The sequence below is a fragment of the Lacinutrix cladophorae genome, from assembly GCF_053604645.1.
The window spans coordinates 167,804-184,603 of the sequence record NZ_JBSHNR010000073.1 but is presented as its reverse complement, the minus strand read 5'-3'; the positions used below and the strand labels follow the sequence as shown (position 1 = coordinate 184,603).

General features: G+C 30.4%; 19 protein-coding genes. 10 read left to right on the top strand and 9 right to left on the bottom strand.

What is annotated here, in order from left to right; all coding sequences use genetic code 11:
• Window positions 1-104 precede the first annotated feature (104 nt).
• A complete protein-coding gene (locus ACVC3Y_RS02950) occupies window positions 105-581 on the bottom strand; it encodes an Hsp20/alpha crystallin family protein (protein WP_452226061.1) in 477 nt (158 codons plus the stop codon).
• A gap of 632 nt (window positions 582-1,213) precedes the next feature.
• Between ACVC3Y_RS02950 and ACVC3Y_RS02945 the strand changes: the two genes are divergently transcribed.
• The 4 genes from ACVC3Y_RS02945 to ACVC3Y_RS02930 all read left to right on the top strand — a co-directional run bounded on the left by ACVC3Y_RS02945 (window position 1,214) and on the right by ACVC3Y_RS02930 (window position 4,282).
• Window positions 1,214-1,612: a hypothetical protein gene (locus ACVC3Y_RS02945; RefSeq protein WP_452226060.1), complete on the top strand. Its 399-nt coding sequence runs from the start codon at window positions 1,214-1,216 to the stop codon at window positions 1,610-1,612.
• A gap of 279 nt (window positions 1,613-1,891) precedes the next feature.
• Window positions 1,892-2,842 (top strand): SDR family oxidoreductase, encoded by a 951-nt coding sequence (locus tag ACVC3Y_RS02940; protein ID WP_452226059.1) that lies wholly within the window; start codon window positions 1,892-1,894, stop codon window positions 2,840-2,842.
• 9 nt (window positions 2,843-2,851) lie between these two features.
• Entirely contained in the window at window positions 2,852-3,763 is a 912-nt protein-coding gene (locus ACVC3Y_RS02935) for a helix-turn-helix domain-containing protein (RefSeq protein ID WP_452226058.1), read from the top strand.
• 3 nt (window positions 3,764-3,766) lie between these two features.
• A complete protein-coding gene (locus ACVC3Y_RS02930) occupies window positions 3,767-4,282 on the top strand; it encodes a hypothetical protein (protein ID WP_452226057.1) in 516 nt (171 codons plus the stop codon).
• 124 nt (window positions 4,283-4,406) lie between these two features.
• On the opposite strand, the gene ACVC3Y_RS02925 is transcribed toward ACVC3Y_RS02930, so the two are convergent.
• The 7 genes from ACVC3Y_RS02925 to ACVC3Y_RS02895 all read right to left on the bottom strand — a co-directional run bounded on the left by ACVC3Y_RS02925 (window position 4,407) and on the right by ACVC3Y_RS02895 (window position 9,586).
• Window positions 4,407-5,399 carry a hypothetical protein gene (locus tag ACVC3Y_RS02925; RefSeq protein WP_452226056.1) on the bottom strand — a complete coding sequence of 331 codons (993 nt, stop codon included), beginning with the start codon at window positions 5,397-5,399 and terminating at the stop codon, window positions 4,407-4,409.
• Window positions 5,377-6,423: a cytochrome-c peroxidase gene (locus tag ACVC3Y_RS02920; protein ID WP_303425976.1), complete on the bottom strand. Its 1,047-nt coding sequence runs from the start codon at window positions 6,421-6,423 to the stop codon at window positions 5,377-5,379. The genes ACVC3Y_RS02925 and ACVC3Y_RS02920 overlap by 23 nt, the downstream gene beginning before the upstream one ends.
• Window positions 6,424-6,486: 63 nt before the next feature.
• Window positions 6,487-7,290 (bottom strand): MbnP family protein, encoded by an 804-nt coding sequence (locus tag ACVC3Y_RS02915; protein ID WP_452226055.1) that lies wholly within the window; start codon window positions 7,288-7,290, stop codon window positions 6,487-6,489.
• Between the two features lie 172 nt (window positions 7,291-7,462).
• Window positions 7,463-7,789: a hypothetical protein gene (locus tag ACVC3Y_RS02910; protein WP_452226054.1), complete on the bottom strand. Its 327-nt coding sequence runs from the start codon at window positions 7,787-7,789 to the stop codon at window positions 7,463-7,465.
• Window positions 7,790-7,928: 139 nt separating this feature from the next.
• Window positions 7,929-8,126 carry a hypothetical protein gene (locus tag ACVC3Y_RS02905; protein ID WP_303425972.1) on the bottom strand — a complete coding sequence of 66 codons (198 nt, stop codon included), beginning with the start codon at window positions 8,124-8,126 and terminating at the stop codon, window positions 7,929-7,931.
• Window positions 8,127-8,261: 135 nt separating this feature from the next.
• Complete coding sequence (locus ACVC3Y_RS02900) at window positions 8,262-9,062, bottom strand: TIGR00266 family protein (RefSeq protein ID WP_303425970.1); 801 nt, start codon at window positions 9,060-9,062, stop codon at window positions 8,262-8,264.
• A 62-nt stretch (window positions 9,063-9,124) separates the two neighbouring features.
• Window positions 9,125-9,586, bottom strand: coding sequence for a DUF4442 domain-containing protein (locus ACVC3Y_RS02895; protein WP_303425968.1), 462 nt, complete (start codon window positions 9,584-9,586; stop codon window positions 9,125-9,127).
• Between the two features lie 144 nt (window positions 9,587-9,730).
• Here ACVC3Y_RS02895 and ACVC3Y_RS02890 point away from each other — a divergent pair, with 144 nt between their 5' ends.
• The 4 genes from ACVC3Y_RS02890 to ACVC3Y_RS02875 all read left to right on the top strand — a co-directional run bounded on the left by ACVC3Y_RS02890 (window position 9,731) and on the right by ACVC3Y_RS02875 (window position 13,567).
• Window positions 9,731-10,177 (top strand): DUF4870 domain-containing protein, encoded by a 447-nt coding sequence (locus tag ACVC3Y_RS02890; RefSeq protein WP_303425967.1) that lies wholly within the window; start codon window positions 9,731-9,733, stop codon window positions 10,175-10,177.
• A 93-nt stretch (window positions 10,178-10,270) separates the two neighbouring features.
• On the top strand, window positions 10,271-10,615 hold the full coding sequence (locus ACVC3Y_RS02885) for a PadR family transcriptional regulator (protein WP_303425966.1): 345 nt from the start codon (window positions 10,271-10,273) through the stop codon (window positions 10,613-10,615).
• Window positions 10,608-12,431 carry a PspC domain-containing protein gene (locus tag ACVC3Y_RS02880; protein ID WP_452226053.1) on the top strand — a complete coding sequence of 608 codons (1,824 nt, stop codon included), beginning with the start codon at window positions 10,608-10,610 and terminating at the stop codon, window positions 12,429-12,431. Before ACVC3Y_RS02885 ends, ACVC3Y_RS02880 begins: the two co-directional genes overlap by 8 nt.
• 287 nt (window positions 12,432-12,718) lie before the next feature.
• On the top strand, window positions 12,719-13,567 hold the full coding sequence (locus ACVC3Y_RS02875; protein WP_303425961.1) for a GIN domain-containing protein: 849 nt from the start codon (window positions 12,719-12,721) through the stop codon (window positions 13,565-13,567).
• 99 nt (window positions 13,568-13,666) lie between these two features.
• On the opposite strand, the gene trxB is transcribed toward ACVC3Y_RS02875, so the two are convergent.
• Window positions 13,667-14,650: a thioredoxin-disulfide reductase gene (trxB, locus tag ACVC3Y_RS02870; protein ID WP_452226052.1), complete on the bottom strand. Its 984-nt coding sequence runs from the start codon at window positions 14,648-14,650 to the stop codon at window positions 13,667-13,669.
• A gap of 217 nt (window positions 14,651-14,867) precedes the next feature.
• Here trxB and ACVC3Y_RS02865 point away from each other — a divergent pair, with 217 nt between their 5' ends.
• Window positions 14,868-15,773, top strand: coding sequence for a YihY/virulence factor BrkB family protein (locus ACVC3Y_RS02865; protein WP_452226051.1), 906 nt, complete (start codon window positions 14,868-14,870; stop codon window positions 15,771-15,773).
• A 21-nt stretch (window positions 15,774-15,794) separates the two neighbouring features.
• Window positions 15,795-16,796, top strand: a complete 1,002-nt coding sequence (locus ACVC3Y_RS02860) for an AI-2E family transporter (RefSeq protein WP_303425957.1) — start codon at window positions 15,795-15,797, stop codon at window positions 16,794-16,796.
• The last annotated feature ends 4 nt before the right edge of the window (window positions 16,797-16,800 follow it).

The following is a 16,800-nucleotide window of genomic DNA, read 5'->3' as shown; positions in this document are numbered from 1 at the left end:
ATTTTAAATTTTAAAATTAAAAACCTATAAATCAAACAATAATAGTTAAAGATGAGACCGAAAAATCAGCCTCATCTTCAACATGTAACTATAGCTTTATGTAATTAAGAAATTTTAATGGTTCTTGCAGGCTTTTGTTTTGCCTCTTCTTTTTTAGGTAAATGAATACTTAAAATACCATCGCTATAACTTGCTTCTATTTTATCTTCATCTACAGTTTCAGGCAAACTAAAAGTTCTTTTAAACGAAGAATATCCAAATTCACGACGAGTATAGTTCTCTTCATTCTCTTCGTTTTCTATTTTCGTTTCTGTAGAAATCGATAATACTTGACTTTCTAGGTCAATTTGGAAATCCGATTTTTTTAGACCAGGAACTGCCATTTCTACTATATAGGCATCAGCAGCTTCTTTAATATTCACTTTAGGTAAAGTAATTCCAGTATTGAAATTTGACGTAAATACGGAAGGGAGGTCTCTATTAAAAATATCATCTAACCAGCTAGACCAATTGGGGAAGTTTACATTTGAATTCGTGTTTGATAAACTTCCATTTTTAGGAACAGTTACTAAATTGCTCATAATTAAAAAATTTTAAATTAAACATTATTTCAAATTTGAAATCATATGACTTCTTTATAGTTTTTTACAAAAAAAATACCAAAATGAATTCATCGCTTTTTATGTGAAAATTTTAATGAAATCTTAAGTGAAAATGCCAAATATTCAGTGATATTGTCATTTTTTCACTTGAAAAATGTCAATTTGACCTTTTAATTCAGGCCGTTTTTCAAAAACAATAAACGAATTACTCAATTATAAATTAAATAATAAAGATTAGAAAGTCACTACAAACAACACCTTATATAATTCATTTATAATACTTGCCAACATACTAAAATCTGCTCTAATTTTCTATTTGGTTTGTATTTGTTAAATTAGTTACACCAAGAACGTAACTAATTATAAATAAAATCATTATACATCACTACCACTAACCAATGATTAAGTTTTTTAGACGAATAAGACAATAACTTTTAACTGAAAACAAATTTGGCAAATATTTAATTTATGCAATTGGCGAGATTGTGCTTGTTCTTATTGGTATTTTGATTGCACTACGGATTAATAATTTATATCCAGCAAAAAAACAGAGTATATGAAGTAAAAATGTTGTCAGAAATTGAAAATGCTTAAGATTAGATTTATCAAATTTGCAGGAACATTATGAAACTTATACTACCTTAAAAAATACTGTAGATTATTTTACAAATCTTACAAATAATCACGTCTTTTTCGATATGTCTATACAATCCGATTTATGGAAATTAAACTTGGGTAATTATCTACAGTTTAAAAGAGGCCCATATGGTGCTCTTAAATCCTTTGGAATTGATCGTGTTTCGAATGACAGTATTAAAAATCAACTTATTAATTTCTTTGGTTTCAGATTGTTTGATTATCATACCCAAATAGACCATACTAAAAGACGCTATAGGCCTAATGTAGATTTACTGCTCTCATTTCGCGAAGATCCATTCCTTGATAAAAACAACAATTGGGTAGTTAATCGTGTTCCGGAGGACATTTTACAAAAACCAAAATTTATCTAGCTACTTGCAGATATTGATTATCGTGTTTGGAGTTAAAAAATTAAAATCAAGATATTTACACCAGAGATAGAGGAGTTAATTCAAAATATCAATAATGAAATCGATAATAAATAACGAAAGTACAACACCGTGAATAATTAATTGCTAGTTCTAGCCAACCAACAAACCCCCAAGTATAAAAAAGCACCAAAAAGTATACAATATTCGAAAATTTGTATAAGAAACAACAGTCACTTCGCATTTATTTTTGCCATATAATTAGAAATAAAAATAAGCAAGATGAAAACAAATCAATTTGGTAAAAAAGGATGGACACCTGATAGAATAGGAAATGTATATGGTAAACTATTTTTAATAACAGGAACTACCAGCGGAACAGGATTTGAAGCTGCTAAAATATTACTATCAAAAGGAGCAAAAGTGGTCATGCTTAATCGTAATACAAAAAAAGCAGAAGACACTATAGCAAGCTTAAAACAAGAACTTGGCAACACTATAGATGCATCTAATATACATATGGATTTAGCAGAACAAGCTTCTGTAAAAAGAGCTGCAGAGGAAGTTCTAACTAAATTTCCCAAAATAGATGTCCTAATTTGTAATGCTGCCATTGCGCAAGTACCAAAACAAATACTTACTGTTGATGGTTTTGAAAGCCAACTAGGCGTAAATCACTATGGTAATTTTTTATTACAAGGATTACTATACGCTAGAATACTAGAATCTAAAGGACGTATTGTTACTGTAGGAAGCATGGGCTATAATTTAGGTATTAAAACCATTCAGTTTGAGGATATGAATTGGGATAAAAACTACAACCCAAATGCTGTGTATAGTCAAAGTAAACTAGCGCAAATCATGTGTGTTTACGAATTACAAGATAGACTAAAAAAAGCAGGAAAAACAGACCTTAAAGCATATGCATGTCATCCAGGCGCTTCTTCAACATCACTAATTAAAACTAGTGGTAGCTTATTAACCAGATTCATTTGGCAAATAATGAAATTAACACCAATGGTACAATCTGCAGAAAAAGGTGCATATCCACAATTAATGTGCGCTACAGAACCAGATTTAGACCAAAGTGGTTTTTATGGTCCTACTGGAAAAAACTATTGGGGAGGACCAGTTGGTGCATGTAAACTAGAACCACATGCAAAAGACAAAGCGGTAGCTAAAAAACTTTGGGTAGTTTCTGAAAAAGCTACAGGTTTAAAATGGAATATATAAATTTGTAATATGCAACATTTTAAAACATTATCCTCCTATTTAGATTATTTAGAGCTTCCTAAACCAGAGCATCCTATGCTTAGTGTTTTTAACTCAAAAGGAGATGGATATCTACCATGTCCAAGAGAAAGTTCGCCACCAATTACAAATGACTGCTACTCTATTAGCTTAAAGAAATTTGTAAAAGGCGATTTAAACTACGGAAGAACAAAATATGACTTCACCAATGGTGCATTGATTTTTATTGCTCCAAGACAAGTTTTACAGTGGGATAATAGTGTCGTTTTTGAGCAAAAAGGTTTTTCTTTAAACTTTCATGAAGATTTTATTAAAGGAACCGAATTAGCACATCAAATTAAAAAATATGGATTCTTTTCCTATACCGTGAATGAAGCATTGCATCTTTCACCAAAAGAAGAAAGACAAATAGAATCTATAGTAGAAAATATTGAAATTGAATATCAAAACAACCAGGATGCCTTTAGTAAAGAAATTATTATTTCGCAATTAAGTACCCTTTTAAAATATGCTAATCGTTTTTACGAAAGGCAATTTATAAACCGAAAAGAACTCTCCAATGATTTGTTAGTTCAATTCAATCTGCAGTTAGAAAATTATTTTGAGTCTGGCCAATTACACGAAAAAGGAATACCTAGTATTGAAAATATAGCAAATAAAATGTTGGTTTCAAAACGGTATTTAAGTGATACACTTAAAAATGAAACAGGCAAATCAACTACAGAACATTTACAGTTATATTTAATTAATGAAGCAAAAAATATTTTATTAAAACCAAACATTAGTATAGCAGAAGTGGCTTATGAATTAGGGTTTGAATATCCACAATACTTTTCTAGATTATTCAAAAAAAAGGAAGGTATAAGTCCAACAGCCTACAGAGAAAAATACAAATTAAATTAAATTATGGATATATTAAAAACAGCAACAGATTGGGCCAAAGCAGAACTTTTTTCTACGCCATTTTTCATACTCTTCGGCATCCTTTTTATACTAGCTAGTTTAGGGTTTTGGCAAATAGGAAAAACAGATATAGCTAAAGCATACATCATTCCAACTTTAATTGCAGGTGTATTACTTTTAATTATCGGACTTGGTTTATTTTTCACCAATAAATCAAGAATCACAGCATTTGAAACTGCTTACCATAAAGATGCTACTGCATTTGTTGCTTCAGAAATGGAACGTGCAGAAAGTACTTTAAAAGAATATAAAACAGTAGTTTTTAAAGTAGTCCCAATGATAATCATTGTAGCTGCTTTATTAATAATTTTTATAAACACACCAACTTGGCGTGCAATTAGCATTACGACCATTGCTATGATGATCGTTATTTTATTAGTAGATGGAACTGCGCACTCCAGAATTGAAAACTACTATAAAGAATTGAAGTTAATAGATATGAATAATGAAATCAAATAATAATTACAAAATCCCTATATCATTTATTACTATTTAAAGCAGTAAAAAAACCAGCTCTTAATTCTAATTAAGAGCTGGTTGCTTTTATAAATAGTATAAAACTTTAAAATTATTTGCAATCAGATTATAACGCAAAGTTTACATAAACAGATACGCGTTGTTTAGATTCTACATTATCTCCAAACAAACTCTGGCTAATTGGCAATGTATAACTCGCACCAAAAATAAATTTATCTATTGCTAATTCCGATCCAAAGGAAGCATTAAGAATGTTTCCATCTGTATCTTCTAGAGTTTCGTCATACTGTGTGATTTTGTTATAAACATCACCAGATACGCCAACAAAAGGCATAATATTCATTTTTTCTGTTGCAAATGCTCTATACAGATTTGTAGCATAACTAAACTGGTTTCCAAATTGATAATCGTTTTTATTTTCACCTTTCAAGTAATAGCTAAAAAGTGTATTTACGCCATATTTATCTCCCCCATAATTATATCCTAAAGAAAAAATACCATCTACACTTCCTGTACCAACCTGAAATCCTGGATTTATATTATCTGCTAAGCTTTCTTCAAATTTACCTGTAGGTAATTTAATTCCCAATCCAAACTGCAGCGAATGTCCAGAAGCTTCTCTTTCGGCATTAAAATCTACCTTATCTTCCTTTTGCTTTTTATAAAATGGTAGTTTATACCAACCTATAAGACTAGCGTCACCTAAACCGTTTATATTTTCTTTAGCATTATTAAAATTTCTAGTTAAATCTTGGTATGGCAAATTCGCACTTACATAAAAAGAATTATTTATTGGTATTTGCGCCCATAACTGGTAGGTATTAAAGGTTTCTTTACTAACTGGCGAATTTTCGAAAATACCATTTCTAGATTCAAAGTTTTGATAAATATACCGTACTCCTACAAAATTAGCATTGCTTAAGGTACCAAAACCAAAGCTTCCGCTACTAGTAGAGCAACCACACAAATCACAATACACTTTAAATGGTTCGTGATTAGCACATGGATTTTCTATACGACTTGCTTGCGCAATATTGGTATATAAAAGTGTAATTGCAAATACTACAATTCCGGTTTTAAAATTCTGAAAAACGTTCATCTTCTAAAAATTCGTTATCTGTTAGTGTTTTTAAAAAAGCTATTAAACTTTCTTTTTCGTAATCGTTTAATGTTATACCATAAGTATTATCTTCCCTTAAAAGAGAAGGATCTACATTACCATTATCTACAGCTCCAGAATCGTAGAAATCTAAAACCACTTCTAAAGTTGTAAATCTTCCATCATGCATATAAGGTCCAGTAACCTCAACGTTTCTTAAACTTGGCACTTTAAATGTGTATAAATCGTTAGGATCTTCTAAAATTTCATAACGTCCAGTATCATTTAATAGTGGATTTATTGGTAACCCATTATTTCTAAACGTTTGATCTGTAAATAAATCGGTAGCATGACAGGAGGTACATTTTTGTTGAAATGTATTCAATCCATCTAATTCTATTGCTGTTAATGTAACGTTGTCTTCTTGCCTTACATACTTATCGTAGGTAGCATTTGAAGAAACCATCATTAGCATGAATTGTGATAATGCTTTGAGCATGTTTTCTGTACTTACTTCACCATCTTCAAAAGCTTTGGCAAATTTTACTTGATATTCGGGATCTGCACTTAATTTAGAGATTACATTACTTAAGGTTTCTCCCATTTCTACTTCTGCAGTAATAGGAATAATTGGTTGCAAATCTAAATGAGAAGCTGCACCATTCCACATAAAAGAAGTTTGGTATGCTAAATTTTGAATAGGTTGCGCGTTTCTAAAACCGACTCCTCCATTTACACCATGACTTAAATTATGTCCATGATGTGTAAATGCAAAAGCTTGTTCATGGCAAAAAGCACATGCAATTGCTCCATTAGAAGATAATTTACCTTCGTAAAACAAATCTTTACCTAACTCGAAACCTGCTTCAGTTACAGGATTATTATCTAGATTATAAGCTATATCTGGAAAATTTTCTGGCAATACGACTTCAAGTGGAATTGCTACGTATGCTTCTGTTTCAGAATCTTCACTACAAGATAAAAAAGCAAAGCATACCAATAAAAAAAGAACTATTCTTTTCATATTATATGTATTTAGTAAAACCAAGGAAAGCGTTATTTACTTTCCTTGATTTTTATTTACTAATTAATCGTTATGTACGTGGTGTACAGTAAACATCGCATTAATGTTATCTGCTATAATAGGAGTTTCATTAACATCTGTATGAACTTGATCGTAACCATCTGCAAAGTTTGCAGTTGTTGTACCGTCAAATACTTTTGCTATATCTGCTTTAATATGCACTTCTGGAGAAGTAGTTTCTCTTACTAATACGGTATTAGGAAAAGATAAAGTTACTTCACGATAATTGTCTAGTGCAGTACCAACGCTTCCCATGTGAACGTTTAAAGGTTCGTTTGTAAGTGTCGTGGTAGAAAAAGTACCATCTAATCGAATAAACTTATAACCAGAAGCCCAACTCCACATCATTCCTTCCTCTGAAGCTTCGTCTAAAAAATCTCCTTGACCATCTGCTCCAAGTGCAAAACGATCTTGATCTATACCAACTCCAAAGCTTACCGAAACATAATTTGCTGCATCTATATCGTTTAAAGTAATATAGATTTCACCTGCATTATTACCATCTGTTTCGTCTACAATAAACACGTTATCTTCTGCTGGATACATAAAAATATTACCATCACTATCTGTAAATTGTACGTTGCTAATAATGTATTTTAAGTTATCTAATTGAAAAGATTCGTCGTTAGATTTGCTATATGTTGTACCAAAAATAAAGTCTTGATCTCCTACTCCATTGTCAAACTTAAGAATTAGCTCTCCTGTTTGCCCTGTTAAATCTTCTGAATTGTTATTGTCATCGTCTGAGGAGCAAGAAGTAATTGCTGCGCATGCTAATAACGCAAATGTGTATTTTAAAAATTTCATTTTGTATAATTTAAATATTTTGAATTGTTAATTTGTATCAAAAATCTTAAATACTATTCCTAATAATATATTACTAGTTGAAGCAACATTTCGCATATAGAAACGAGCTTATATAATATTTAAAAGCTTATTTGATAAAGACTCTAAAAGTAGTCTAATCCGTAAAATAAAATTATACCGTTGGAGGTCTAAAATGACTATACTCGAATTTATAAGTATAGTTTTTAGTATAAAAAAAAGATTTTTCTCTGCTTTCTAATAAGAAAACAGTATTAAATATTAAGGAAGGATAATCGTTATAATAAACAAAAGTAAATGCTTCTACAAGACTTGAAATAGCATCATCACTATTACTAGTGTTAGAAGTTGGTTGCAGTTGTTTTGCTAAATGACATTTACCATTACATTGTAGCGTTGGTTTTTCTTTATTAACACAATAGGTTTCTACAATATAGTCAATATTAAGCTGGTAGTAAAGCACTTGACTTACATAATACATTGGCTTAAAAGCAAATGCTAATAACAATATGTAAATAAATATTTTTTTCAGTTTAATATTTTTGGCCAAAGATAAGATGAAACTTAAAATTAATCTAATTAAATTAGTTAAAAAAAGCGACTTTATAGTCGCTTTTAATTTATGGTTTTAAATAGATTAAACATTGATTTAGTTCTGGGTTTTGCTTTACAAGTGATTCAACAAATATCTTTAGTTCCTCAATTTCATAAGGTAATAATCTGTTAATAGCTTTTTGCACTTCTTTACAAAACAAAGTAGCATCAAAACTCACTTTATTAAGTACCGTTTTGGTGTACTCGAACATTGCTCTTGCCATAATTTTATTAGGTTTAGTTGAAATAAAAAAGTAGAAATGTTTTATAGGCTATTTGTTTATATATGGATTAAATATAGTGAAAAAACTGCATTGCATTTCTATTTAAACAAAACTTTAACACCTAAAAGTTATTAACTAAAATCTATTATCTCCATCTAGTAAATCGCCAATTCCACCTAGTATACTACCTTCTCCTTTACTACTACTTCCTGTTCTTGGTGCACTTGCTAATACTCTTCCTGCTAATCTGCTAAAAGGTAAGGATTGTACAAAAACAGTTCCAGGACCTTCAAGCTTTGCAAAGAATAGACCTTCTCCTCCAAAGACGGTATTTTTAATACCACCAACAAATTCAATATCATAATGTACGGTTTGGTCAAAGCCAATAATACAGCCTGTATCTACACGTAAAGTTTGCCCAGCTTTTAATTCCTTTTTAGCCATGGTACCTCCAGCATGAACAAACGCCATACCATCACCTTCTAATTTTTGCATGATAAAACCTTCTCCTCCAAATAAACCTCTTCCTAGCTTTTTAGAAAACTCTACACCTATACTTACTCCTTTAGCTGCACATAAAAATGCATCTTTCTGGCAAATAAACTTTCCGCCAAATTCGGTTAAATCAATTGGTATTATTTTTCCTGGATAAGGCGAAGCAAAACTTACATTACGTTTACCGTCAAGATTGTTATAAAAAGCAGTCATAAACAAACTCTCTCCTGTAAGAATACGTTTTCCCGCCCCTAAAATCTTACCTAAAAAGCCAGTATCTTTTTGCGAGCCATCACCAAAAATGGTTTCCATTTTAATACCATCATCCATCATCATAAAACTTCCAGATTCTGCTACAACACCCTCTTGAGGATCTAACTCAATTTCTACGTATTGCATTTCTTCACCATATATTCTGTAATCGATTTCGTGTGCTGTCATTTTTTATTGGTTTATTTGATTAATATGTATATGAGTAGTTTTGTTTTAATTTTTGTTACAAATTACTTTTTAGACTTCACTTTTATACTCCATTCAAAATTAAATACTGATACTTCTACTCCATCTGCATTCGTTCCTGTAGATTGCATCCAAATGGTTTGCCCTTCGCCAGTTTCTATAGCTTTAGCAATTGCATCATCGATTTTATTTCCATCATTACAAGCAAACATAATTTTACCTGTCGCTTTTTTAGTAAAAGTGGCATTATTATTTGCTACTAGCATAGAAATGTTTTTTCCACTTTCTTTAATTTTCATTAGCATTAAAGCACCAGTTGTTAATTCGGCAGCCATACCTTGCACAGCCCAAAACATAGATTTAAAAGGGTTTTGATTTATCCATCTATGTTTAACATATACAGTACAAGCTTCATTATTAATAGATTTTACTCGTACTCCTGTAAAAAAAACGGATGGTAACTTAAACAGATTAAAAGTATTAATTTTTCTAGGTGTTAGCTTCATTATAGATATAATTTTCACCAAAACTATCGAAAATATTTGACATTTCAATTTGTTAAAATTTTGTTAATTTTTAGTACTATGCGTAACATAATACCTTTTTAAAGACATATATTTGTATAAGAAACTATTATATACTTTTAGATCATGGTAAACAACCATCAAAAAAACATTGCAACTTTTATACATTTATCTACGTTTTCAAGATTCATTATTCCTTTAGGAAATTTTCTTGGACCAATAATACTTTGGGTTGCTAATAAGGATAAATCAGAATTTGTAGATGCACACGGAAAGCAAGCTATTAATTTTCAGATAAGTATTTTACTATATAGTATTGTAATAGGGTTGCTAACGGTTCCGTTTTTCATCTTTAATATTTTTAAACAAATAGATTTTATAAATATTAATGCTTTTGAAAACATTAGTATAAACTTAGACAAGCCTTCTCCTTTATTATATATTGGTGGTGCTTTTGCCGGGCTAGCAGTTATTGCTTTTCTATTAGAACTAGTGTTTATTATTAAAGCAAGTTTAACAGCAAGAGATGGCGAATTTTTTAAATATCCGTTAACCATCAATTTTTTAAAATAATTTAAACGAATTAATCACTCGTTAAATACAAATTAATCATCAACCATTTAATCATCAAAAAATGAACAGTTATAACAAAATTAAAAGGAAACTATGAAGATAGAAAACACAAAAGCACAAATGCGTAAAGGTGTACTAGAATACTGCATACTCTCGGTCTTAAAAGACGATGATGCGTATGTTGCAGAAATTCTAGGAACATTAAAAGACGCAAAACTTTTAGTAGTAGAAGGAACAATTTACCCTTTACTTACTAGGTTAAAAAACGCAGGACTTCTTAATTACAGATGGGAAGAATCTACCTCAGGACCTCCAAGAAAATATTATGGTTTAACTGAAACGGGAAAATTGTTTCTTAAAGAATTAACTACCACTTGGAGCGAATTACAAAACGCAGTAAATATAGTAACAAGACAAAAATCAACAAATAATGAATAAAACAGTCAACATAAATTTAGCAGGTATATTTTTTCATATAGATGAAGATGCATATACGAAATTACAACGCTATCTGGAGGCTATTAAACGTTCGTTTACAGACTCTCAAGGTCGCTCGGAAATTATTTCTGACATAGAAGCAAGAATTGCTGAACTTTTTACAGAACGCGTAAAACACGACAAGCAAGTTATTGGTATTAAAGAAGTAGACGATGTAATTACTATTATGGGGCAACCCGAAGATTACATAGTAGACGATGAAATATTTGAAGATGAACCAAAACAATATTCTTCTAGCAATAAAACTTCTAGCAGAAAACTGTTTAGAGATACAGATAACTCCTATGTTGGTGGTGTTTCTGCAGGACTATCCCATTACTTTGGTATAGATGCTATTTGGATTCGTTTAATTTGGATTCTTTTAATATTTGGTGCTGGAACTGGAGTTTTACTTTATATCTTATTATGGATTTTACTTCCTGAAGCCGTTACCACAAGTGACAAACTAATGATGAAAGGAGAACCGGTAAACATTAGTAATATCGAAAAGAAAATTAAAGATGGTATTGTTACTGTTTCAGATACGGTTCAAGATGTTGCAAAAAACGTTTCCGATTCGGTTAGTGATGCAGCAAAAAACATCGACTTTAAAAAAAAAAGTAACTCCTTAAAGTCAACATCTACTTCGTTCTTTGACACTATTGGAGATATTTTTATGTTTTTCTTAAAAGTAGCTGCAAAATTTATTGGAGTTATACTAATAATAATAGGTGCTTCTGCTTTAATAGGTTTAATAATAGGAATGTTTACGGTAGGCATTTCTGATGCCATTAACGTACCAGGATTTGACATAGTAGATACCGCAAATGCTGCAGGAACTCCCGTTTGGTTAGTTTCTCTATTGGCTTTATTTGCAATTGGAATCCCATTTTTCTTTGTATTCTATTTAGGTCTAAAGATATTAATTAATAACCTAAGATCTATTGGTAATATTGCAAAATACTCTTTACTTGGTTTATGGTTAATGGCTATAATAGGTCTTGTTGTTATTGGTGTTACACAAGCTACAGAACATGCTTTTGATGCAACTATTAAACATAAAGAAGTATATAGTATGGCAACAATTGACACTTTAAATATTAAGATGATAGACAATAATGACTACAACAAAAGTATGCAAAGAAATAATAATTCGTTTCATCTAGTTTATGGAGATGATGACCAAAAATATATTTTTTCATCAGACGTAAAAATAGTTATTAGGTCTACACAAGACTCTGTAGCTACTTTACACATTGAAAAAAATGCAGATGGTAGAAGTTTTCAAACGGCTAAAGAACGTGCCGAAAACATAGATTATAATTATGCGCTTGTTAATAATACATTACAATTTGACTCGTATTTAACAACCAATGCAGATAATAAATTTAGTGATCAAGAAGTAAGATTAATTTTATATGTACCCGAAGGAACAGTTATAAACTTAAACAAGAATACTAGATCCTTTTTAAACTATTATACCTCCAATAATAATTTAGTTAATTATAAAGATTCTGGCCACATTTTAAAAGTATTAGATGATGAAGCAACTTGTTTAGATTGTACTGAAAAAGAGGAAGAGGATAAAAATTACAAATTAAATATTGATGTCAATAATGACAAAGGCTCTAGTCTTATAATAGATGATGAAGGTTTAGAACTAAAAACCAAAGACTCTAATTTAAAAATAGATGAAGATGGTGTTCGAGGAAACTCGGAGGACATTAAAGTTAAAATTGACGAAGATGGAATAAAAATATCAACGGAAAACGATTAACAATTCATCCTAATAAATCAACAAGTCAGATATTAAAGTTATTAATCACTAACAAAAAGTATAATATTTGAACCATTAATCAATCAAAAAACAAACAATTATGATCAATTTAGTAGGGGCTATAATAAAAATAGCATTGGATATTTTATTTTAGCAAAGAGTTAAAACCAACCAATTAATCCAGTTGTACTGATTTTTTTCAGTACAAAAAAACCATTTCAAACTTAAAATCAAGTTTGGGATGGTTTTTGTATATATTTGTAGTATAACTATTAACTTTAAAATAAATGGCTAAAAAATGGCTCATAACACTGTGTATTGCTACACTAGCAATTTCAAGTTTTGCTCAAGAAAAAGTAAAAGGAAATAAAAATGTTACTACAGTAGAAACTTTAATAGATGATTTTAACACCATTTCTTTTGGTGAAAAATTTGAAATTGAATTAATACAAAGCGATGCTGCATCGGTAGAAATTGAAACCGACGAAAACTTACATGATATTATTGAGTTTTCTGTAAAAGATAGTGTGCTTCATTTTAGTACTTCTGCAAAAATTCAATCTAGTAAAAAATTAAATATAGTAGTGAATATTACTAAATCACTTCGTAAAATAGAAATTAATGAAGATGCAGAAGTGAGTGCTGCAAACACCTTAAAAAACGATTCTTTGATATTAATAATTAATGACTACTCTAAGGCGTTTTTAAATATTAAAAACAAACAATTCACACTAACAAATAACAATAAATCCACATTTGGGATTAGTTCTAAATCAAAACTTAATATAGAAAGCGATAAGGTGTTAATCGAACTTAACGAAAACAGTAAAACCGAAGCTTTAATCGAAACGGATAGTTTACAAATAGATATGTACCAAAGTGCTTATGCAAAGTTAGAAGGTGATGTAGAACACGCTACACTTAACACGATAAACTCCTCCGATTTTTCGGCAAAAAACTTATCTATCAATACTTGTAATTTAGTTATTGAAGATTCTAGTGATGCTACAATACATGTAGTAAATGATTTAACTTTAGAAACCTCAGGAACAAGTGATGTGCATCTTTATGGTGATCCTAAGATTACTATAAATAAATTTAAAGACACCTCAACATTACATAAAAAGAAAATATAAAAGATGTGTGTGTTAAATTTCTCCACATCTACTTATATTAAAAAGTGGCTAAAGTTTAATTAAACTTTAGCCACTTTTTAATACTTGTATTTTATACTTCTAGTTATAATTAGAAGTACTCACCTCAAAAGTCGAGTCTTTAGCAGCTAAATAACGCTCCGCATCTAAAGCAGCCATACATCCTGTTCCAGCAGCAGTAATAGCTTGTCTGTAAACATGATCTGCAGCATCACCACTTACAAAAACACCTTCCACATTTGTTTTTGAGGTTCCTGGTTTTGCATAAACAATATAACCTGTTGGGTCTAAATCTATATAGTCTTTGAAAATATCCGTATTTGGTTTATGCCCAATAGCTACAAAAAAACCTGTTGCAGGAATATCGTGTTTTTCATTGGTTTTATTATTTACTACTCGTACTCCAGTTACTACTTGTCCGTCACCTAAAACTTCATCCGTTTCCGTATTAAAAAGAATTTCAATATTTTCTGTATTAGCAACACGAGCAGCCATAATTTTAGAAGCTCTAAATTCGTCACGTCTTACTAACATCGTTACTTTTTTACAAAGTTTCGATAAATAATGTGCTTCTTCGCAAGCACTATCTCCTGCTCCAACTATAACCACTTCATGGTTTCTATAGAAAAACCCATCACAAACAGCACAAGCAGAAACACCGCCTCCAAGTTTTAAATATTTTTGTTCAGACTCTAATCCTAAATATTTTGCTGAGGCACCAGTAGAAATAATTACAGTATCGCAATGAATTTCTTTCGTTTCATTTACCCAAACTTTATGAACATCTCCTGAAAAATCTACCTTCGTTATCCAACCATTACGAACATCAGTTTCAAAACGTTCTGCTTGTTTTTGTAGCTCCATCATCATTTCAGGTCCGGTAATACCGTCTGGATAACCAGGGAAATTCTCAACTTCGTTAGTTGTAGTTAATTGACCACCTGGTTGTGTACCTTGGTACAAAACAGGTTTCATATTTGCTCTAGCGGCATAGATCGCAGCTGTATAACCAGCAGGTCCAGAACCAATAATTAAGCATTTTACTTTTTCAATTGTATCAGACATAATTTTAGTATCTTATTAGGTATACAAAAGTAGGATTTTTGATAGAAAACTTACATTTAAGTTATCAACAGTTGTTATTAAAACATAAGAATAATTGATACAAAAAAACGCTTCTATCTTCTTCAATAATTCTCTAATTATTTTTTGGGTTAAAAAAAATATCGATTAAGGTATTTAAATATCCGAAATAACTTAATTTATTGAAAAACTTAAAACATTGCAAAACACAAAACCACATTCTAAATTTAAATTAGCAGATTTACCCAATTTACTAATTAAAACCTATAAAGAATGGAATGCAGAAAACCCATTTCGATTAAGTGCTGTTGTTGCCTACTATGCTATCCTATCTATGCCTGGATTATTAGTAATAATTATTAATGTAATTGGTGCTATTCTAGGAGAAGAAGTAGTTAAAGGTGAATTAACTAATGAAATATCAACGGCCTTAGGAAGAGATACTGCAACTGCGGTAGAAACAATGATTTCGGAAACACAAGATGCAGATAAAAACATTGTTTCTACCATTATTGGCATTGGGACTTTAGTTTTTGGTGCTTCTGGAGTTTTCTACCATTTACAAATCTCTATAAATCAAATTTGGAAAATAGATGCTGCATTACAATTAACATTTTGGCGAATGTTATTAAATAGAGCTAGAAGTTTTACTTTCATTTTAGTCTTAGGTTTTTTACTGTTGATTAGTTTTATAATTACTGCAGGTATTTCTGCGCTTACAAAATTTTTAAGCAGAAATTTCCCGGATGTAATCGTTTATTTAGCCTATTTTATAGATATCATTCTGTCTTTAAGCATGGTTACTGTACTTTTTGCTCTCTTATTTAAATATTTGCCAAATGCAAAAATAAAATGGAAATCCGTTTGGATTGGCGCATTTATTACTGCTATCTTATTTGTTCTAGGTAAGTTCTTATTAGGTCTTTATTTTGGACGTGCAGATTTTGATTCCACTTATGGTGCAGCAGGAACAGTGGTTTTAATACTACTATGGGTATCATACTCCTGTTTAATTTTGTTTTTTGGAGCAGAATTCACTAGAGTTTATGCTGAAAAATATGGTTTTGGAATTAAACCAACAAGTGAATCTATACATAACAAATAATAATTAAAACCTCTATTCAAAGTGGATCATATTAGTCAGAAAATTATCAATCAAATATTTTTGCTTTCCTTAATACTAGGCATTGCGGCAATAATTATATTCGAAATGGCACCATATTTTTCAGGTGTACTAGGAGCAATAACTTTTTATGTTTTACTACGAAAACCCATGAGGAAAATGGTAGCAAAAGGATGGAATTCACAACTTGCGGTTTTCGTTTTACTAGCTTTATCTGTTATCTGTATACTATTACCTGTTTTAGGTATTGTACTTATGCTAAGTAACAAAATAAGTAATGTTTCTGAAAACTCGGAACGCGTTATTAATGCGCTAACATCTCAGTTTAAAAAAATGGAAAACCTATTAGGGTTTAATATAAATGATCAAATAGACTCTTCTCAAGTTTCATCTATTATTTCAGAAAAGTTACAAAGTTTTGCAGGAAGTACTTTTGAAGTTACTATTTCTATATTTATTATGTATTTTTTGCTTTATTATATGCTAACGAACCGAAGAAAATTAAGAGAAAGTCTATTTGAATACATACCTATAAGTACCGATAATTTAAAAATTATAGGAGATGACATTAGTATTATGGTGCGCTCTAATGCAATAGGAATCCCTTTAGTTGCCATCGCACAAGGTGTTGTAGCGCTTATTGGTTTCCTTATTTTTGGAATTGAGAATCCCGTTTTTTGGTTTGTAATGGTTACTATTGGATCTATGATTCCATTTGTAGGTGGCATGTTAGGTATTATTCCAGCATTTATAATAACCTATGCCAATAGTGATGCTTTTCAGGCTTGGGGAATTTTATTATACGGAATACTAATTGTTGGATCTACAGATAATATTATAAGACTTTATGTGTTACAAAAACTAGACAATGTACACCCATTAATTACCTTAATTGGTGTTATTATTGGTGTGCCTTTATTTGGTTTTATAGGATTAATTTTTGGTCCATTATTATTAAGCCTACTTATCGTAATAATAAAAATTTATAAAAAAGAATATCGATAAATCA